This window comes from Terriglobia bacterium (assembly GCA_020073085.1).
GTDB lineage: Bacteria > Acidobacteriota > Terriglobia > JAIQFV01 > JAIQFV01 > JAIQFV01.
Genome location: JAIQFV010000030.1, coordinates 1 through 18,779 on the forward strand (window position 1 = coordinate 1; position 18,779 = coordinate 18,779).

At 52.8% G+C, this 18,779-nt stretch carries 17 protein-coding genes and 1 tRNA gene; 14 read left to right on the forward strand and 4 right to left on the reverse strand.

Annotated elements, in window-relative coordinates; all coding sequences use genetic code 11:
* Window positions 1-119 precede the first annotated feature (119 nt).
* Window positions 120-659, reverse strand: a complete 540-nt coding sequence (locus LAO21_20225; GenBank protein ID MBZ5555049.1) for a bifunctional DNA primase/polymerase — start codon at window positions 657-659, stop codon at window positions 120-122.
* An 885-nt stretch (window positions 660-1,544) separates the two neighbouring features.
* Between LAO21_20225 and LAO21_20230 the strand changes: the two genes are divergently transcribed.
* The 5 genes from LAO21_20230 (at window position 1,545) to LAO21_20250 (ending at window position 4,964) form a co-directional block, all read left to right on the forward strand.
* Window positions 1,545-1,979 carry a hypothetical protein gene (locus LAO21_20230; GenBank protein MBZ5555050.1) on the forward strand — a complete coding sequence of 145 codons (435 nt, stop codon included), beginning with the start codon at window positions 1,545-1,547 and terminating at the stop codon, window positions 1,977-1,979.
* 383 nt (window positions 1,980-2,362) lie between these two features.
* Complete coding sequence (locus tag LAO21_20235; protein MBZ5555051.1) at window positions 2,363-2,983, forward strand: hypothetical protein; 621 nt, start codon at window positions 2,363-2,365, stop codon at window positions 2,981-2,983.
* On the forward strand, window positions 2,980-3,525 hold the full coding sequence (locus tag LAO21_20240) for a hypothetical protein (GenBank protein ID MBZ5555052.1): 546 nt from the start codon (window positions 2,980-2,982) through the stop codon (window positions 3,523-3,525). Before LAO21_20235 ends, LAO21_20240 begins: the two co-directional genes overlap by 4 nt.
* Window positions 3,526-4,142: 617 nt before the next feature.
* Window positions 4,143-4,442, forward strand: a complete 300-nt coding sequence (locus LAO21_20245; protein MBZ5555053.1) for a DUF1778 domain-containing protein — start codon at window positions 4,143-4,145, stop codon at window positions 4,440-4,442.
* A gap of 33 nt (window positions 4,443-4,475) precedes the next feature.
* Window positions 4,476-4,964, forward strand: a complete 489-nt coding sequence (locus tag LAO21_20250; GenBank protein MBZ5555054.1) for a GNAT family N-acetyltransferase — start codon at window positions 4,476-4,478, stop codon at window positions 4,962-4,964.
* Window positions 4,965-5,106: 142 nt separating this feature from the next.
* Here the strand turns inward: LAO21_20250 and LAO21_20255 are convergent, their stop codons facing one another.
* On the reverse strand, window positions 5,107-5,529 hold the full coding sequence (locus LAO21_20255) for a hypothetical protein (protein MBZ5555055.1): 423 nt from the start codon (window positions 5,527-5,529) through the stop codon (window positions 5,107-5,109).
* Between the two features lie 8 nt (window positions 5,530-5,537).
* A complete protein-coding gene (locus LAO21_20260; GenBank protein ID MBZ5555056.1) occupies window positions 5,538-5,981 on the reverse strand; it encodes a hypothetical protein in 444 nt (147 codons plus the stop codon).
* A 56-nt stretch (window positions 5,982-6,037) separates the two neighbouring features.
* On the opposite strand from LAO21_20260, the gene LAO21_20265 reads away from it, so the two are divergent.
* Window positions 6,038-6,114 (forward strand) — tRNA-His (locus LAO21_20265).
* Between the two features lie 290 nt (window positions 6,115-6,404).
* A complete protein-coding gene (locus LAO21_20270; protein ID MBZ5555057.1) occupies window positions 6,405-8,885 on the forward strand; it encodes a hypothetical protein in 2,481 nt (826 codons plus the stop codon).
* Here the strand turns inward: LAO21_20270 and LAO21_20275 are convergent.
* Window positions 8,860-9,795, reverse strand: coding sequence for a hypothetical protein (locus LAO21_20275; GenBank protein MBZ5555058.1), 936 nt, complete (start codon window positions 9,793-9,795; stop codon window positions 8,860-8,862). The genes LAO21_20270 and LAO21_20275 overlap by 26 nt on opposite strands.
* 506 nt (window positions 9,796-10,301) lie before the next feature.
* On the opposite strand from LAO21_20275, the gene LAO21_20280 reads away from it, so the two are divergent.
* The 7 genes from LAO21_20280 to LAO21_20310 all read left to right on the forward strand — a co-directional run bounded on the left by LAO21_20280 (window position 10,302) and on the right by LAO21_20310 (window position 18,496).
* The gene (locus LAO21_20280) at window positions 10,302-10,661 is read left to right on the forward strand and encodes an STAS domain-containing protein (GenBank protein ID MBZ5555059.1); all 360 of its coding nucleotides are present in this window, start codon (window positions 10,302-10,304) and stop codon (window positions 10,659-10,661) included.
* A 47-nt stretch (window positions 10,662-10,708) separates the two neighbouring features.
* Window positions 10,709-12,253 (forward strand): TolC family protein, encoded by a 1,545-nt coding sequence (locus LAO21_20285; protein MBZ5555060.1) that lies wholly within the window; start codon window positions 10,709-10,711, stop codon window positions 12,251-12,253.
* Window positions 12,254-12,385: 132 nt separating this feature from the next.
* Window positions 12,386-13,675, forward strand: a complete 1,290-nt coding sequence (locus LAO21_20290) for an HlyD family secretion protein (GenBank protein MBZ5555061.1) — start codon at window positions 12,386-12,388, stop codon at window positions 13,673-13,675.
* A 215-nt stretch (window positions 13,676-13,890) separates the two neighbouring features.
* On the forward strand, window positions 13,891-15,441 hold the full coding sequence (locus tag LAO21_20295; GenBank protein MBZ5555062.1) for a DHA2 family efflux MFS transporter permease subunit: 1,551 nt from the start codon (window positions 13,891-13,893) through the stop codon (window positions 15,439-15,441).
* A 166-nt stretch (window positions 15,442-15,607) separates the two neighbouring features.
* Window positions 15,608-15,868 (forward strand): hypothetical protein, encoded by a 261-nt coding sequence (locus tag LAO21_20300; protein MBZ5555063.1) that lies wholly within the window; start codon window positions 15,608-15,610, stop codon window positions 15,866-15,868.
* A 150-nt stretch (window positions 15,869-16,018) separates the two neighbouring features.
* Complete coding sequence (locus tag LAO21_20305) at window positions 16,019-17,056, forward strand: zinc-binding dehydrogenase (protein MBZ5555064.1); 1,038 nt, start codon at window positions 16,019-16,021, stop codon at window positions 17,054-17,056.
* A gap of 153 nt (window positions 17,057-17,209) precedes the next feature.
* Window positions 17,210-18,496, forward strand: a complete 1,287-nt coding sequence (locus tag LAO21_20310) for an MFS transporter (protein MBZ5555065.1) — start codon at window positions 17,210-17,212, stop codon at window positions 18,494-18,496.
* The last annotated feature ends 283 nt before the right edge of the window (window positions 18,497-18,779 follow it).

Sequence of the window (18,779 nt, forward strand, 5' to 3'; positions counted from 1 at the left end):
GAAGTTGACTGAAAATGCTGCAAAATGTGTTCACGGTTGAGCCTCCGAATGTGAATTTGCAATCTTCCGGACTGCGAATCCATCATACGTGATGGCTCAACCCCTTTCATTTTAAAAAGCTAATTTGGACAAGAGTGATTGGTGTAGATTTCGTGCTTTTGGCTTATCCTTATGAGTTCGATTAACCATAATGGGGCATAGGCCAAAGGAATGTCATCAAGAGAGTATCCGGGCTTCCATCTGTATAATTCGCCCGATTCGTGTTTGCTGGGGGGGGCTTTGGCATAGCCATCATAAGCCCGTATATCCACACTTGGGATAATATGCTGACAATTTTTAACGTCAAAGCCCGGATCTTTGAAGTAATGGTGAAGCCCATCCCCTGTTATGACGGTTGGCGTCTCTGGGATATAAAGCCCATGAACCGACTTCATTCCTTCTTCGCCGTCTGGATCTAGAACCAGCAACCCCTGCGTGACGATTGCGATATCGTTATTACTGCCGTTACCCCACCATTCATTGCATTTTCGCAAAGAAGCCGTCGTGTCTCGGTAGGGCTTCCAATGGCGGACGTTTGGGTACTTTGTGGAGGGCTTCAGGGGGAAAGGGCTGAGACCATGCTGGATGTAATTAAGTGCTGCCTCTAACGTTTCGTTCACTGCCGCCTCAATGTTACGGGGCTAGGCGATTAGGCGGAATCGCCAGGGCTTTTGACCTTTTCGCCCCGATCCTTTGTCGAAAGTTGCTTTGCTGCTTACTTGCTCAAGAAATATCTAATCAAATGAACCCTGGCATCGATCACTTTGCTGTCGGTCTCCTCGCTATTGTGAAAGTATTCACATGTTCTAATAAACCTATAAGTCACTCGGGCCATTATCCAGATTATCTATGGAACGGAACACCGGGGGACTTACTCTATTTCACCCCCCTTATTTCATATTTTTCGCTGAATGTCGATAATCCTTTCGGCAAATCTCAATAAAATAAATTCTGGTTTATGTGAGTTATTAAAAACAAAAGCGCTATTAATCGAATCCTCCTCTCATGGGAAGGGCCGTCGAACTAGTGCATGGTGCAAATAGGTAATTTTCACTTATTTCGGTTTTCACCGGAAAATGGCAACATCTGGGAGCGAGAAACCTGCACGGTGCAACCATAAGACAAATCAAGCTCAAAGCCACAATTTGAGCAAGTAACTTGCATAAGTGGACAGGGAAAAGAATCACCACAATATAGCATATATTTTAACCATGCCATGACTCTCTGCGCGGTTTCCAGGTTGGCTCTTATTGACAAATCACACAGTGGATTCAAAACCAGCTCGTGAAAAATTTCTCTTGAAATTGTAGCAGCGAAGTTCTACACTTTTGCTCGGCCAGCCGCCCCCAAGTCGGCCCCTTATCACAATGCACCGATCGGCTGGCTATTTGAGGCTGTTCCGTTTATCTCCAGGTTAACCAGTGATTTGGAAAGCCCCGCCTACAGGAGGCCAAATGCGTCTTCAATTGGTTGGAATCCTCACAGTCTTGCTACTGCTCCCCCAATTGATTTTTTCGCAGCAGGCAAGTTCGAAGAGCGCTTTCACTTTGAAGCCCGGACAAGCGGTTTACCTTGTCGCAGCTAAGAGTAATGGAAATCCCGACCTTTCGTCTGAGCGCAAGATCAAAGAGGAGTTTGAAAAGCAAAAGGTGTTTAAGATTGCCTCTTCCCTCCAATCCGCCGACTTTGTTTTCATAATGCTTGTTGAATACGAATATAACCAAAGCATGGTTGGTGGAATCGGGATTGGGAGCGAGGACATAAAGAGCATCCTTGCTCTTGGAGTTCCTCCTTCTGCATACAGCCGATACAAGGCAAATCTCGATGGCTTGCGTGAAGAATCATTCTGGCAGTTGAGCGAGAATAACAATGCATGGCGGACAGGAGGCCTTCCGAAGAAAATTGTGAAGAAATTTCATGAAATGGTTCCCCCAAAATAGGTCTTCCTGGACGATTTCTACATGAAAAATACCCCATGAATCTAGGTAAGAGATGAACATGAGATCTTGCGTTGGCCAGTCGCCTCCCATGTCGGCCCCCTGGTGATTCCGACCGACTGGCCACGTTTGTTTCCCCGGCCACATAAAGAAACCCTTCCACGAGAGATGAGAGAGGAGGCACCCCCATGTTGAGAATCCGCAAGTCTGTTGCCTTCGTGTTCTTGTTCTCGATGCGTTCCACTGCACTTCAAGAGGTTTGTAAAGCGTCCGATAAATAGATTTGCGGTTGCTGGTCATACAGCAAATTTCCCTCATTCTTTGGAGCGCCTGTTCAAAAAATCCTTAGTGAAATCTCAGCTCCGAAAGTAGAAGGAGTTGGTGAAATGTACTCTTTCGATTCATTTCCAGATTTCGAGAATTTCAGGTATCAAATCGCGAATGTTCCATCTGGTAGTAAGCTGCAGGCGTGGATCAAGCTCCGAGAGTGTGAACGACGTCTCGCGTTTTGCATTTGGGCCAAATCTTTTTGTGATTTCAGAGATCCAAAGATAACTCTCATTTTTCAGGATGCAATAAGTGCCTTCCTGCAAAGTTACGAATCAACGATTCAGATTCTTTATCGTCAATTGACGCCCGGAAAGCTGAAGTTGCCACAACCATTACAAGATGACGTGATCGTTGGCGGACTGCGGACCTTACGTGATCTTGAGACGCATGTGGAAGGGCGCCTAGAACAAGAAATTGAGGTGAATATCGGCGACTCGATTCAAGGTCATTCGTCTGGCACGAAGATCTCATATACAGTGAAATTGCGTTCGCTTGAAAAATCAGACCTGCCAAGGAACAAGAACGCAAGGAAATTGAGGGAGACTGGTCTATCAAATTGGAACAATTTGGATCGGGACCCCGCCAGATTATTCGAGCATGGCCTTCAAGAGCTGAAGAAAGCACTCATAGCCGTGGAGAACCAGACATATCCCCTCCCCTCGGAGAAAATGAAATGATTTACCGAATAATAATCGAGACCTTTCTTGCAATAGCAAGCTTCTGGATGGGAAGCCTTTTTTGGCAACTAATGAAGCGGAGCAAATTCCTGAAGTCAATTGTTTGTGACCAGCCTTTTCTTGAAGCATTAATCTCACAGAACAATCTTGAGTCCCCTCCTCAGAGGCTAATTCCTTATGCCTTGAAAAACGACGTCGGTTACTTTGTGAACATGATGGCAATCATAGAAAGCGACAGAATTTCACAGCAACGCACAAAGAGGATCACTGGCTTATTGCTTTTAGTGATTTTCATCGCAAGTTATTTCTTGGGAGATTTGTACCTCTTCATCAACATCACAATCTTTCTGCTTCTCTTCTGGGTTCCTGTCGCTCAATCAACAAAGTTCAATGCCATTGAGCATGTCCTCGCTCTGGCGTTAATCCTTCACAGGTGGCGACGGGAAAATGAGGCACAGTGTAACCAATGGGTTGAGGAGGTCAGAAGTCTTCACCCATTGTATAACGCAGTGAAAATCGTTGAGTCCAAAGCCAGCACGTAAAGATTTTCAAGCGTGGATCATCTGGTGCCAGCGGGGTCACCGTGGCTCATCAGTCGGATGCCCCATGTTAAACAAGGAACTACGCAACCTGAGGTTTTGGCAGGGTCCTAATTTGGTTTTTCACGATGGGGGATTTTGACTGACTTTTGGTGTTCGTTTTCCGAACAGCAAACGGTTCTCCTTGTTATGTCATTTCTTAGCGTAGTTGCCTTCCTTTTAGAATCCTAACACAGCACCCCTAAAATAATTCGTATTATGAATATCCTGTGCACCGTATGTGGAAGACGGATGCTTGACTCCCTTTTTCTGTCAAGCCGAACCTGATTCGTGAAGAAAACTCTTTCGTGCGAGTCTTCTTGAAGAGTTCTTGTCTCTGTTCTAGGCTTTTTGACAATAGTTCTAAAAATACTGTTTCATTTTGAGAAATCAAGGCCCATAATCCTTGGACGTTTAGACCAATAACCCTTTATTCCGGTTAATGTTAAATAAAGTTCAACCGATGGCATATATGTTGCTAGGAATTAATCGCGTATTCGATGTACGGCAATTTGCCGTATTTTTATCTTGACTTGTACGGCGGTTGGGTGTACAGTCACAGACGATTTATGGAGACGACGATGCCACAAATACAACAGACCGAGGAACGCTCTCCCAAAAAGGAGCGCCTTGACGCTAGGGTTACTGCGGAACAAAAACGTCTGATTGAGCGTGCGGCCGCATTACGTGGGACATCCATCACAAATTTCGTAGTCGCGAGTGCACAGGAGGCCGCCACTAGCACAATCAAAGACTTCGATGTTCTGTACCTTCGAGATCAGGCCCGCAACGTTTTCATAAGGGCGATTTTGAATCCCCCTGCACCCACCGATGCTGCTCTTGCCGCAGCAGAGCGGTACAAAAGGAACATGGGGCGCTAGGTGGCTCCCGAAGAGAAACAATCCGCATTCGAAATCGAGCCGCTCGGCAATAATCATGACCGAGCGGCTTTTTCTTGTGGGGATAAAGCGCTCGACACATACCTGCACACGCAGGCGGGGCAAGATGTAAAGAAAAGTGTGGCGGTCGTATTCGTTGCAACGCCAGATAGAAGAACCATCGCTGGATATTACACGCTCTCCCAGTACGCGATACATCTTGACACCATTCCGCCGGGAGTTGCCCGAAAACTGCCAAGGTATCCAATGCTTCCGGCAACGCTTATAGGTCGCCTTGCATCGTCCGAGAAATTTCGCGGGCAGAGGGTCGGGGAAACATTGCTGATGAACGCCCTTGAAACCTGTCTTAAGTATAGTAAACAGGTCGCCGCCGTATGTGTTGTTGTGGATGCCAAAAATGATTCGGCAGCTGCATTCTATAGGAAATACGGGTTTATTGACCTTCCGAAAGTGGAGCGACGCCTCTTTCTCCCCATGAAAACTGTTGCAGCACTTTTTCCCTAGACCTTCTTTGTCTAACCTACGATTGCGCTCCCCAAGCGCAGAGTGGGGAAAATCAACGGATTGATTACGATTGATCCATGGGTAGAGATGCCCCCTTGTACCCTTGTGAATCCAAATTAGGACACTGCGCAATTTCCCCATATCAACCCACGGGGACACCGGAGAAAATCGATTCTAGACCACCAGCGTGCTCTTGTGGGCGGGGTTCTTGGATTCTACACGCCATTTCAAGCCCCCTCTTGGCTGCTTGACGCTGCTTCTCCGACATGACGCGGATTCTCTTAATTCCTGCCTCCCGAATGGCGACTTGTGCCATTTTCTTATCGGTGGGGTAAAAAAGCACCATCCCCTCAGTGTCACAGTCCAATGTCACTTCTAACCCTGCCGCTTCCATCCGTCGTTTTGAGTTGCCCCATTTTTTCGCCGTCTCAAACATCAGCAAAACGCCAAACTGACCGGACCCATGTTCGTAGATGTGACCCCGCTTGCCAGGAATAATCGTTTCACCGCATGTATCGCGCTTTGTGCGTACTCTGTGTAACTCGGAAAACTCGCGTATATTCAACTTGCCTCCTAAAAAAGAATGCTTTTGTAATGTCGTGCTGGATTTCCAAGGCCCCTTAATGCCCAATGGGGTTTCACAAATGCGAATCCAAATCTCTCGCGTACTATCAAACCTTTTCCGGTCGATCCTGCTTGCACCCGTCTTTCAGGCGTAATGCGGTTTGAGATGCGGTTTGAGATTTGGAAACGGTGTGCCCATTTTTGTGCCCTATCGCAGGAACAACTGCAAAGATTATTGGGAGCATTTGAATCGCACAGCATGACTAAACCTTTAAGCGAGAGATACGTTTGTGCTATGATTTGTTTTTGTGTGGATCGTCCGGCTTGAACTTCGAATCCGCAGGTCGCAGGTTCAAATCCTGTCGGGCGCACCAGTTCTTTGGTATGATTCAGGAGTATGGTAGTAACGGAGGCGATGGAGAGACATTGTGGGGGCGAGGCTTCTTTTTTCATGAAGCGGCACTCTCCCGGCGACGGAGAGGATGCTCCCGGCCCCCGCATGGAGTACGGTGGGTGTAGCTCAGCTAGGTAGAGCGCCAGATTGTGGATCTGGTGGCCATGGGTTCGATCCCCATCACCCACCCCAAAGTTCAAAATCCCCCTGACGGCAAGCGCTGTTCACCACTCATTCCCCAGGTCATGCGTTCCGGTTTTCGTCGAGTGATCCGCCAGGGGGGGAAGCGTCCCGTTCTTTGTGCCCTGTGTAAACTCAGTTTATTGCCGGTGGGGACCAGGATTGTGCTCTTTCATGGTCTTTACCGCGAGGTCCAAGTCGTAAGCTGCAGCGCCTGAAGCTCTTCTCTCCTGGCGCATTCATCCTTTTCCTAAAGAGTTTGACTTCGCTGCGGAAAATTCATTGCCTGAAGGAGGCTTGTGATGACATTTCGTTTTTTGAGGATGGTTTTCATCCTCACCTTGTTGATGGGGACGGCGGTTGTGAATGCGGCTGGAGGAGGAGCCGGAGCGGGCGATGCCTCCGCCTCAAAGGCCAATCAGGACCCTACCTACCAGGCGCTCCGCACGGTGGGGCTGAGTGGAGACGCTGTGGCCGTCACCAATTTCACGCTGAAGCGCGAGGCGGGGACCTTCATATTCAAGTCGGGCAGTCTCTATTTTCTTGCGCCGGTGGCGAGCAAAGTGACCGGGGCCGTGTTTGTGGGGGAAGGGAATTTCCAACTGAGCCCTCTGCTGAAGAGTGAACGCCAAAGCTTGTCGATCTTGACCAAGGACTCCGAAGGGGTCATCAATGAGGAATTCAATCAACTTGTGTTGCGGTTTACCGACGGTACCTACGAAGAGCTCAAGAAAGCGGGGAGCGTCGCCCCGGGGTCAGCCGATAGCCACGCCCGGGATGTCCTTGGCGATAATCAATCCCTCCTGCGCCGTACGCTCCACTACAACCTCAGCGGTAGAATCCTTCAAGATCTTCTGGGTGATCACCAGGGGGGCTTGTTCTATGCGTTCATCAAGGGGAAGAAATACAGCGGCAAGCTTCTCTTTGCGATTGATCCTCACGGCGTGCCGGGCCTGGGTGATCTCCCGCCAGTTGAGCCTGAAGAAGTGGCCTTACTGACCTATGACGATTCCAAACTCGGCATTTGGTGCTCTTTTCATCTGGCTTCTGAATACAATACCGGCAAGGCCGTGGGGAATCAGAAAAATGGCGTGATCCACATTGAACACCAGGAGCTCGACACCACCATCGAGCGTAATGCCCGAATCCAGGGAACCGCCACCACAAAATTCATCGTCCAGTCGGCCGGGGTGCGGGTGGCTCCGTTCGACTTATTTCCGACGTTACGAGTCGAGAGCGTGACGGACTCCGCGGGTCAGGCGCTTTCCTTCATCCAGGAGGGAAAGGACGACGATCCTCAGTTCTCCGTGATTCTTCCTAAGGCTCTCGGGGCCGGTGAGAGTTACGTGATTAAAACGACCTACGGGGGGAAAGAGGCCGTGAGAGACTCGGGAGGCGGAAATTATTATCCGGTCGCCAGAGACAACTGGTATCCCAACAGCCGATTTGGCGATTATGCGGAGTATGAGATGACCTTCCACATCCCCAAGGGATTAACCATGGTGGCCACCGGGACTCCGGTCAGCAACGAGAATGACGGGAATCAGAACGTCTCCCGGTGGCGCAGTGAAGTACCGCAGGCCGTGGCGGGTTTCAACTTCGGGAAATTTAGAAAACAAGAGGCAAAAGACAATCAGCTTGGGTACACCATCGAGTCCTACGCAAACACGGAGCAACCGGATATTTTCCGCGAATTACAGGCGGACATAGAGCAGGAGGAGCAACGGGGGAACCGATCAGAAACGACGCTGGGAAGCCTGGACACGACCGGGTTGATCAAAAAGGCCTTGGCGGAAGGACAGATTTCCATCGCACTCTACACCACCTATTTTGGGCCGATCCCTTATAAGCGGGTCGCCTTGACCCAGCAGACAGCGACAAACTTCGGTCAGTCTTGGCCCACCCTGGTCTATCTTCCCATTACGGCATTTCTCGACACTACCATTCGCCATCAACTCCACATCGATGATACCAAAGGGTTCTTCAAGATTGTGGGCCCCCATGAAGTGGCGCACCAATGGTGGGGACACGCAGTCGGATTTGCCTCCTACCGGGACCAGTGGATGAGCGAGGGGTTTGCGGAGTTCTCTTCTTCCTTGTACGTCCAGGTGATCCAGAAAAAGACGCAGGAATTCAAAAAATTCTGGGATGACGAACGCAATCTCATGCTTGAAAGAAATAATTTTGGGAAACGGGCTATTGATGTGGGTCCGGTGACGATGGGATACCGGCTCAGCAACAGCAAGTCCGGCTTCGACATCTATCAACGCCTGATTTATCCCAAGGGAGCCTACATCCTCCACATGATCCGCATGATGATGTGGAACAATCGCACCGCGGATGAAAAGTTCATTGAGATGATGAGAGATTTCATCAAGACCTATGCCAACCAGACGGCCACCACCGAGGACTTCAAGGCGATGGTCGAGAAACATATCCTTCCCGTGATGAATGTGACGGGCGACGGGAAAATGGATTGGTTCTTCAACGAGTATGTTTATGGCACCTCACTGCCTAATTATGCTTTGGATTACTCGGTGAATAACAGCCCGGACGGCAAGCTCATGCTGCACGTTAAGATGACCCAATCGAACGTGGACGACAACTTTGCGATGCGCATTCCGATCTACCTGGAGCTTGCGGATTCGCGCGTGATCCGTCTGGGAGGTGTCCTCCTTCAGGGAAACAAATCAATTGAACAGGATGTTCCTCTCGAAGGGTTAAAGGAAAAACCTAAGCGGGTCATGCTGAATTACTTTAATGATGTTCTGTGTACCCAGTAAGGAATCGGATATCGCTCCCATTGGGAAGAACGCGCACCCGGACGTGCTCGGTCAGACGGCGGACCCGTTCCCTGAGGGCTCCGTGACGCGATGGATCCTCGGTAAACGTCAAGAGCCTCGAATAAAGGTGTGAGAATGCCTGGTTTCCCGTCAGCGGGGCTTTGTCCGGGGCCACAGTTCCACTGCAGATGAAGATCTCAGCCAGTGGGGCTCCCTTCAATTTTGTCGCGGGTCGCGCATTCCCGCCAAGCGGTGTCTGATGTGCCATAAACTTCCCGTCTTTGGATTGGGCGAGCAGCGATATCTCCCCCCCGAACAGTGAGCTTGCCTTTGGAGTGCCGTCCGCCCGCTCGTCGCCCAATGCTGAATCATCCAGCAGAAGGTAACTCCGCTCGTGGTGCACCACCGTCGACCCCCGTATCAGCATGCCATCGAATCCCTCCAGCCACAGCGGGAACAGCATCTGCAAGAGGGTCAGAAATTGAGGGAGCTTTTCCGGAATGGCAGCCCAGGCCAATCGATAGCGGGGAAGGTACGTCGCCTCCAAGCCGGTGTTCCTCAGTATCCAGTAGTGGGACCGTGCTTCAACCGTCCTCCCGGATTCCCGTAAGGCGAAGTCCTTGTCAGGAAAAAATCCCGATTCACAGACCAGTCGCGGCGATCCCTCCACAGGACGGCCGATCTCAGGAGAGAAATGGTGGTGAATGATTTGAGTCATGACGGGGGTACGCGATTCGACAGTGAATGCGACGGGGCCGATTCGCAATGTGATCTCCGAGGCCAGCATCTGTGGAGTATTCAACCGTTGGACCGCTGGCGTCGATCTGGAACCTGCGTGACAAACACTGGTCAGTTCCTCCCCGAATGGGGCTCCAGGCTTAATCATCTTGTTTCCTCGTTGAATGTTCATAGCTCCTCTTTTCCGGTTGGAATGGGGTAACGTCTCGATACAGTGGAAAACCCATTTAATCCTCGGGGTAAGTGTGAATTGCAGCTGACGTCTGTAAACAGGCAAGTAGCCATCCAAATCAACATCCCAATTATTCTCTGATACTTAAGTCGTATCAGCTAGAAAAGATCGCTCCTCAAAACTGCCGGAAAAAGTCAGGTTTGAAATCAAATTTGGTCCAGGGGAGGGATCGATGAAAATTGCCCTCACCCGCCTCATCCCCGCGAATTCGCCAAAGCGTGACGAATTTCCATCGCAGTGATGAAATGTCGTCATCGCTGGCGATGGCTTACGCGGAAGGAAAATTCGTGACTCCAAAACAACCCTCTTGTTTTCGAGTAAGTTAGTTTGAGTCTCAAGCCCGATCTCATTTTTGGATTCAGGCGTGCAACTCTTATTGAGAATTGCCACTGTGGGTAGCCTGGATGAAGGCCACCAGGAAGAGACTTCCAGACGGGACAACGACCATGATTAAGATTTCAAAAAAGGAAAGGGATAAAGGAAAGACGATCGAGCTCAAAATCGAGGGCAAAATCTGCGGGGCTTGGGCGCAGGAATTCAAGCAAACCTGCATTCAAATCCTGGGGGAAGACGTTCAGCGACTCATTCTGGACTTTTCATCAGTGACCAGCATCGACCGTGAGGGGTTGAATTTACTGAAGAAAGTGGATTGTCCCCGGATAGAAATTGTCGGCTGCAACCTGTTTCTCAATGACCTGATTCAAGGGACGAAGTTGAAGCAGTCGAAGATCGAGGCAGATCCCCAAGCCGGATCAGCCCATTCGGCTCCCAAGGGAGTTCGAGGTGGTGGAAGAATTTCTCGATGAGGTGAGCAGTGATGCAAAAACTCATGGAAGTATTGGATTTCAGAAATATGTCTAACCTCTGGACCTCGATGGTGCAGCAGTACCAGATCCTGGGCTTTGAAGGCGTCGTGATCACGCTTTTGATCCTCATCGGGAATCTACTACTGGAACAGTGGCGGCGGTATCGGAGGTCCTGGGGAGTGGCGGGACCGTTTCCAGTGCCCGTCCGGGCCGTGCAGATCCTGATGGTAGGCACGATTCTGGTGCTTGGGGTCAACCTCCCGGCATATTCGCAGAGCTCGTCTCCGACCCAGCGCCCTTCCTCCGCTCAGCCGGCAGCACAATCTCCTCAATCGCTTACTTTGCGTCAGGCGGTCGAGATGGCGCTCGAGAACAATACCCAGGTCCAACTCAGTGCGGAGGAAATACAAGCCGCAAAAGGGCGATCGAACCAGGCGCGGGCCGCTCTTCTGCCGAATTTGGATGGCCAAGTGTCCCAGTCCAATATAACCATAAACCTCAAAGCCCAAGGCATCGATTTTTCCAAGATTCCGATTCCTGGATTCAGCAGTTTTGGGGCGCTGGTCGGGCCCTTCGATCGATTTGATGCTCGTGCTTTCCTGCAGCAGAATTTGTTCAACTTCGCGGCCATCCGTCAGTATCAGGCCGCGCGCATCAGCCACAAAGTTTCAACCCTGGAGGCCGAGCGGGTTCGGCGAGACACGATTGCGACGGTGTCGGCACTCTATTACGGGGTCTTGCAGGCAGCGGCTCACATCGATGCCACTCAGGCGAATATCCGTTTGAACGAGAGCTTGCTGGAATTGGCAGTCCATCAAAAGGACGCCGGCACGGGGACGGCGGTGGATGTCACCCGCGCACAGGTGCAACTCGCCCAGCAACGGCAGCGTTTGCTGAGTGATGAAGTCGATTACGAGGACGCCCGGCTGAGGTTACTGAAGGCGATGGGGAAAGACGTTTCCATGGATGTCCAACTGGTGGATACCCTGACGCTTCGGGACGAGCCGATCCTGAGCATGCCCGAAGCGCTCACGATTTCGAAGGAGAACCGGGTGGAGCTGCAGTCACAGACGGAGCGGGAGCACGCCGCCCGATTGCAGTTGAGTTCGGTCAAGGCCGAACGGTATCCCTCGGTGGGTTTTTTTGCGGATTATGGGTCCAGCGGGTTGACCCCCGGCGACTCCGCTCTTGCAACACGCACCTATGGGGTTGCTGCGACCCTGCCCATTTTCGATGGAGGACGCCGGGAAGGGCGAATTGCGGAACAGTCGGCGCGAACCAGGGAAGAGGCCATCCGGTTGACGGATGTCAAACAACAAGTGGAAGTGGAGGTTCGCCTCGCCTTGAAGACCCTGGAATCGACCCGTCAACAGGTGGCTGTGTCGGAAGAAAACCTGAAGTTATCGCAGACTGAACTGGAACTTGCCCGCGACCGGTTCCAGGAGGGCGTCACGAACAATATTGAAGTGGTCAATGCCCAAACCTCCCTCGAACAGGCCCGCGACCGAAGGATCGAAGCGCTGTATCTGTTCAATCTGGCCCGCGTCAATCTGGATCGGGCATTGGGTCAGGTGGAGAAAATTTATCAGTAACCAAAAGGGTGGAGCCCATCCATGAGAAACCGGACATGTCAAATGGGATCCGCTGAGTGAGTGGTGAGTGAATGGATTGAGACTTTGGATTGACCTGGAAACTCGGACGATAGGTCAACAGGAGATGTGGATATGGCAAACGAGCCCAATGCAGTGATACCGAATGAGAACCCTCCCAAGGCAGCACCCGTCAGCAATGGAAACGGGTTTAACGCGCGGCGCAAGCAACAGCTGCGCATCGGGCTGATCGTTGGGACCATCGTCTTTGCTTTTGTATTCGGCGGGTGGAGGATTTACTCCGCCGGGCATGTCAGCACCGACGACGCCCAGGTGGCCGGGCACATTATTGTCATCAGCGCCAAGGCGACGGGCTTTATCAAGAATGTTTATGTTCTGGACAACCAGGAAGTCCAGGCGGGACAACTGCTGGCGGAAATTGATGACCGGGACTACCAGGTCCGACTCGCGCAGGCAGAAGCGGATCTGGCTGTGGCCCGGGCGACGGCCAGGGCCTCGTCAACCCAGGTGTCGGTAACCAGCCAGACCACCACCTCATTGGTCGATCAGGCCAGGGCCGGCGTGACCAGTGCCAGGGCCGGCGTCGAAACGGCGGAAAAAGACCTGGAACAGACCCGGGCGATGCTCCGCGCAGCAGAGGCGGATGTGGTGGCCGCAAGATCCAATCTGAAAAGAACACAGGACGATGTGACCCGCTACCGGAAACTGGCCGCCAAGGAAGAGATCCCGCGTCAAACCCTCGAGGCCGCCGAGAACGGGGAAGTGGCGGCCCAGGCAAGCGTCACCAGCTCGGTTCAAAATGAACAAGCCGCCCGGGCCAAAGTCGCCTGGGCAGAAGCTCGCGTGACGCAGGCGAAGGCACAGATAAACGATTCTCAGGCCCGCTTGATTGGGGCGGAGACTGCACCGGCCCAGGTGTCCATCTCCCAGTCGCAGGCCTCTACGGCCGAGGCGAAGGTGAAACGGGCGGAGGCCGACGTGGAATCACGACGGCTGGAATTGAGCTACACCAAAATCTATGCTCCCCTCCACGGGGTGGTCAGCAAAAAGAGCGTGGAAATCGGCCAGAACGTCGCCATCGGGCAGCCGTTGATGGCCCTGGTTCCATTGGATGATGTTTGGGTGGTGGCGAATTTCAAGGAAACGCAGTTGAAGAATGTGCGCGCCGGACAGAGTGCCGATGTCGACGTGGACACCTATTCGGGGAAGACGTTTCACGGGAAAGTGGACTCAGTCGCCGCCGGCACGGGGGCCGTGTTCTCTCTGCTTCCCCCGGAAAATGCCACGGGCAACTACGTTAAAGTGGTGCAACGAATTCCTGTAAAAATCCTGCTGACCGAGCAGAAGCCGGGAGAGGTTCTTCGGCCCGGCATGAACGTGGTGGTCACCATTCATACCCGTTGATCAGGGATTTGCGCCGGGGATCGAACTGGTCCTCGAGGGCGCTTAAAGGATGACTTGGAATTCGGAAGTGTGCGAGACAGCAGATCGACGAAACATCGGGGTAGCAAGAGGACTTTGAAATGTCGGCCATAACACAGGATGTATTCTTAGAAGGACCCCAGGAGACGACTCTGAGCCAGACCGTGGTGGGCGATGTGAATTTCCACGCCGACGGGATGCCCCGGATCAATCCCTGGCTCATCGCGGTCACGGTCACCATGGCGACCTTCATGGAGGTGCTGGATACCAGTGTAGCCAATGTGGCGCTGCCGCACATCGCCGGGAGTCTCTCGGCAGGCGTCGACGAATCGACCTGGGTCCTGACCTCCTATCTCGTCTCGAACGCCATTATTCTTCCCATCTCCCCCTGGCTGGGCGGCCGGATCGGGCGCAAACGGTTTTACCAGCTCTGCGTCATCGTGTTCACCGTCTCGTCCCTGCTGTGTGGTCTGGCCCCTTCCCTGGGCATGTTGATCTTCTTTCGTGTGCTTCAGGGGTTGGGCGGGGGAGGACTGCAACCGACGGAGCAGGCCATCCTGTTCGAATCCTTTCCGGCTGAAAAGCGCGGAATGGCTGCGGCGGTTTACGGAATGGGCGTTTTGTTCGCGCCGATCATCGGACCCACCCTGGGCGGCTGGATTACGGACAACTATTCATGGAGATGGATCTTTTTCATCAACCTCCCGGTGGGGGCGCTCTCCATTTTCATGACACAGCTGGTGGTGTTCGATCCTCCCTATATCAAGGCGCTGAAAAACAAGGTCGGAAAGATCGATGCCGTGGGGCTCGGCCTGGTGGCGGTGGGGCTCGGCTTTCTCCAAATCGTCCTTGACAAGGGTCAGCGGGAGGACTGGTTTGAGTCGGGATTCATCGTTCAGATGGTCATTTTGTCGGCGATCGCTTTGATCTTTTTCGTCATATGGGAGTTGCGTGTTGCCCATCCGGTGGTCAACCTCCGTATCCTCAAGGACCGGACGTTTTCGACGGGGATGGTTCTTATTTTTATGACCGGATTCGTGTTATATGGCTCGATCGTGTTACTCCCGATATATTTGCAGAGTCTAATGGGATACACGGCCATGCTGTCCGGTCTGGTGATTTCGCCGGGAGGCATCGCCACCTTGATGATGATGCCGTTGGTGGGCGCCATGGTCAGTAAGCGCGTCGATGCCCGCCTTTTGATTGCCATTGGATTGATTGTGACTGCAGCTTCGGTCTTTCAGATGTCGGATTTCAATTTGGAGGCAGGGCTGGCAAATTTCATCTGGCCCCGCATTGTTCAGGGCATCGGCCTGGCGTTCCTGTTCATCCCGGTGAACACCGCGGCGTTTTCCGCGATGCCCAAGGAGATCATGAATGAAGGCACGGGATTATTTAACCTGATGCGCAATCTCGGAGGCAGCTTCGGAATTGCGGCGGTCGCCACGGTCTTGTCGAGGAGACAGCAGGTTCACTCGGCGCACTTGACCGAGTACATCAACCCGCTGAACCCCAATTTTCAATCCCGTATCATGGGGGTCCAGCAGTTTATCGCAGGATCGGGTTCTGACCCGGTGACCTCCCAGCAACATTCCCTGGGTCTGGTGAATGGGCTGCTTGAGCGACATGCCGCCATGCAAGCGTTCGTGGATGACTTTTGGTTGTTAGGGGTGTTGATGCTGGCCATGCTTCCGCTGCTCCTCTTCATGCGGAAGCCTGCTCAGGATTCAGAGATTGTGATGCATTGATGGATGAAAGTTGAGCCAAAGGGAGAAGTCTTGATATGGAGTCAGAGCCGGAAGAATCCTTGAGGCCGGGAGGCCTGTCTTTTCGAGAGTGCCATGCGATCCTTCATCAGAACGGTTCTTTTAAACTTTTACCGACGCAGCGACTCTTCATAGGAGGGGTCTGAATATGACGCAAAGCAAATCGCGCGCTCTGTGGTGGAAACTTACTGAAGGAAGAATGGTTGCAAACAAGTCAGGGATCGACCTCGACGGCTCGACGCAGGTGCTAGTGCACGATTTGGTAGAATTCGAGACGGCGTCAAAGACTCTGAAGGAAAAGGCGATTTCCGACTCCCCGACGATGCGACTGGAGGAGGCTCCACTTCCGTTTGAGGCGATCCATGAATGGATGACCTGGACCATGGGTGGCAGCAAGATAAATCAATAAAGGGATTTATTCCTGGTGTTTTCTCAATTCCAGCACAACTGGATTCTGGTGGAAAAAGAAGGAGGGACAGACACCAGCTTTGCTACCATTCTGCAAAGTTATTTAAGAGAAGGTGTCTGTCCCTAACCCTGCGAAGGAGATCAGTCATTCATGAGGGCGATCCGCATTCACAAGCACGGAGGGGCGGACAACATCCGAATCGATGATATCCCAGTTCCCTCCCTCAAACCGCATGAGGCGCTTTTGGAAGTGAAGTCGACTTCCCTCAATCACCTCGACCTATGGGTTCGTAACGGGATGCCGGGGGTTCAACTCCCGCTCCCGTTGATTCTGGGAAGCGATGCCTCGGGGGTAGTCAAGGAAGTCGGTACATCAGTCAAAAACGTCAAGGTGGGTGATCGTGTCCTGGTGGTGCCGGGCTACGGCTGTGGGGCCTGCGAGGAATGTTTTTCCGGGCGGGAGAATTATTGTCTCGAGTATGCCCTTTACGGGGAGCACGGGGATGGGATTCAAGCGGAGAATCTGGCGATTGACAGCAGAAGGCTCCTCCCGATGCCCTCCAACATTTCCTTCGACGAGGGCGCAGCCATTCCGCTGGTGTATTTGACCGCATGGGAGATGCTGGTGAACAAGGCGGGTGTTCAGCCGTGGCATACCGTGCTGGTGTGGAGCGCGTCGAGCGGCGTGGGCAGTGCGGCAGTTCAGATCGCCAAGCTTTACGGAGCCCGGGTGGTGACCACGGCCGGTGGACCGGATAAGGTGGCCAAGGCCAAGCAATTGCTCAGCCCGGATGCGGTCATCGACTACCGCGCTCAGGATGTCGTGAAGGAAATGCGTTCGATCACTCGCGGACTGGGGGCGGACATCGTGGTGGATCATGTCGGCCAGGCGACCTGGGAGAAGAGCTTAAGATCGCTGGCGAAGGGCGGAAAACTGGTTTTTTGTGGCGCCACCTCGGGACCCAATGTGAGTTTTGATCTGCGTTATGTGTTCTTCAAGCAGCAGTCCATTCTGGGTTCGACGATGGGGAACCGCGGGGACCTGTTCAAGGTGCTCCAGCTGGTGGAGCACGGCAAGCTCCGGGGCGTCGTTGACCGTACCTTCGATGTGGAAGCCATTCGGGAAGCACACGAATACCTCGAGTCCGGGAAGCAGTTCGGGAAAGTGATCGTGCGATTCGCACGCTGAGCACGGCGGGCCCACATCTGTGAATTGCCGCCCGCGTTATTCGGCCGGGCCCCAGCGGAGGGAACAAAGAGGCGTAATCCCGGCTCCCCTGAAGGGGCGGGGTAGAGTCATGATAGCGTTCTGATGTCCAAAGGAAGAATTGAACCCCCCCAAATGATCGAGGCCACGGCCCCGGTGGAGTCCGCTGTCGCCATTGAAATGGTGAATGTGCGGCCTTCTGCGTTTCAGGCTTTGAAGGCGCCCAACTATCGTGCCTTTTGGATTGGCAGTTTCCTTTCCAACATCGGGACGTGGATGCAGTCGGTAGCGCAAGGATGGCTGGTGCTTCAACTGACTAACTCCGCCTTCTGGCTCGGACTGGTGGGATTCTCAAGTTCGCTGCCCTCCCTGATCTTTTCTCTTATGGGGGGCGTCCTGGCTGACCGTGTCAATCGTCGCAAGCTCCTCTTTGTCACGCAATCCGTCATGATGGCCTCCGCGCTGGCAACCGGGCTCCTTACCGCTTCTCATGCCATCCTGGTCGGTGAGATTATTGTGCTGGGCTTTGTTTCCGGGCTCGCCAACTCCGTTAACGGGCCGGCGTACCAGGCCACACTGCCCGACTTGGTGGGCGACAAAGATCTCCCGAATGCGATTGCCCTCGACTCGGCTCAATTCAACCTCTCCCGCGTGATCGGTCCGACCCTGGGTGGCTTGGCGCTCGCGGCGTTTGGCGTCGCCGTATGTTACCTGCTCAACGCTGCCAGCTTTCTGGCACTCTTGGCAGCGTTGTTCTTGATCCGCCTCCCCTCGAATGGAGGCGTGCGCCGGAACTCGGTGTGGCGTGACCTCATGGAGGGCGTCCATTATGTCCGTCACACTCCACTCCTTGTAGTTTTGTTGTCGATTATTGTCGTGATGTCCCTGTTCGGATTGCCCTATGTCACGATGCTACCGGTCTTCGCCCGGGACATTCTGGGAGCGGGAGCGAGTGGGCTGGGATACCTTTACGGGGCCGCAGGGATTGGGGCCGTTATCGGGACCTTGACGATCGCTTTTCTTCGAGACTTGAAGCACAAAGGGATTACGATCCTCTGTTGTTCCTCCCTGTTCGGAATCTCGATCACCCTTTTTGCGCGCAGTCGAGACTTTCGTCTTTCCCTTGTCATCTTGTCGTTCGCGGGCATGATGATGATCGGGGCATTGACATTGACCAAGACCTTGCTGCAAACCACCGCTTCATTCGAGATGCGAGGTCGCGTCATCAGTATGTACTTCTTCTGTGCAGTCGGCTTCTTTCCGCTCGGGAATCTGATCTCGGGAACACTCGCTGGCTGGCGGGGTGCCCCTTTCGCTCTTCAGCTGGGCGGCGGGGTTGTCTTTCTGTTTTCAGCCACCATGCTGGCCTTTATATCCAGGATTCGCCGCTGGGTGCGACAACCCGCGTCCATCAGGCATTAAAGTCCAAAGTCCAAAGTCCCAAGTCCAAAGTCTGAAGCCCAGTTCAAAGTTCCAAGGTCTGAACGTACAGTTCAAAGTTCCAGGTTCAAAAAACCCAGTTCAAAGTTCCAAGGTCTGAACATACAGTTCAAAGTTCAAAGTTTCACGGCCAAAGTCCAAGGTCCAAATTCCACAATCTATGATTCCAAGATCTTCAATCCCGACTTCTGACTTCCTTCCCCCGACTTCGGCGTCTGCCCTACTACCTACTACCTACTACCTACTACCTACTACCTACTACCTA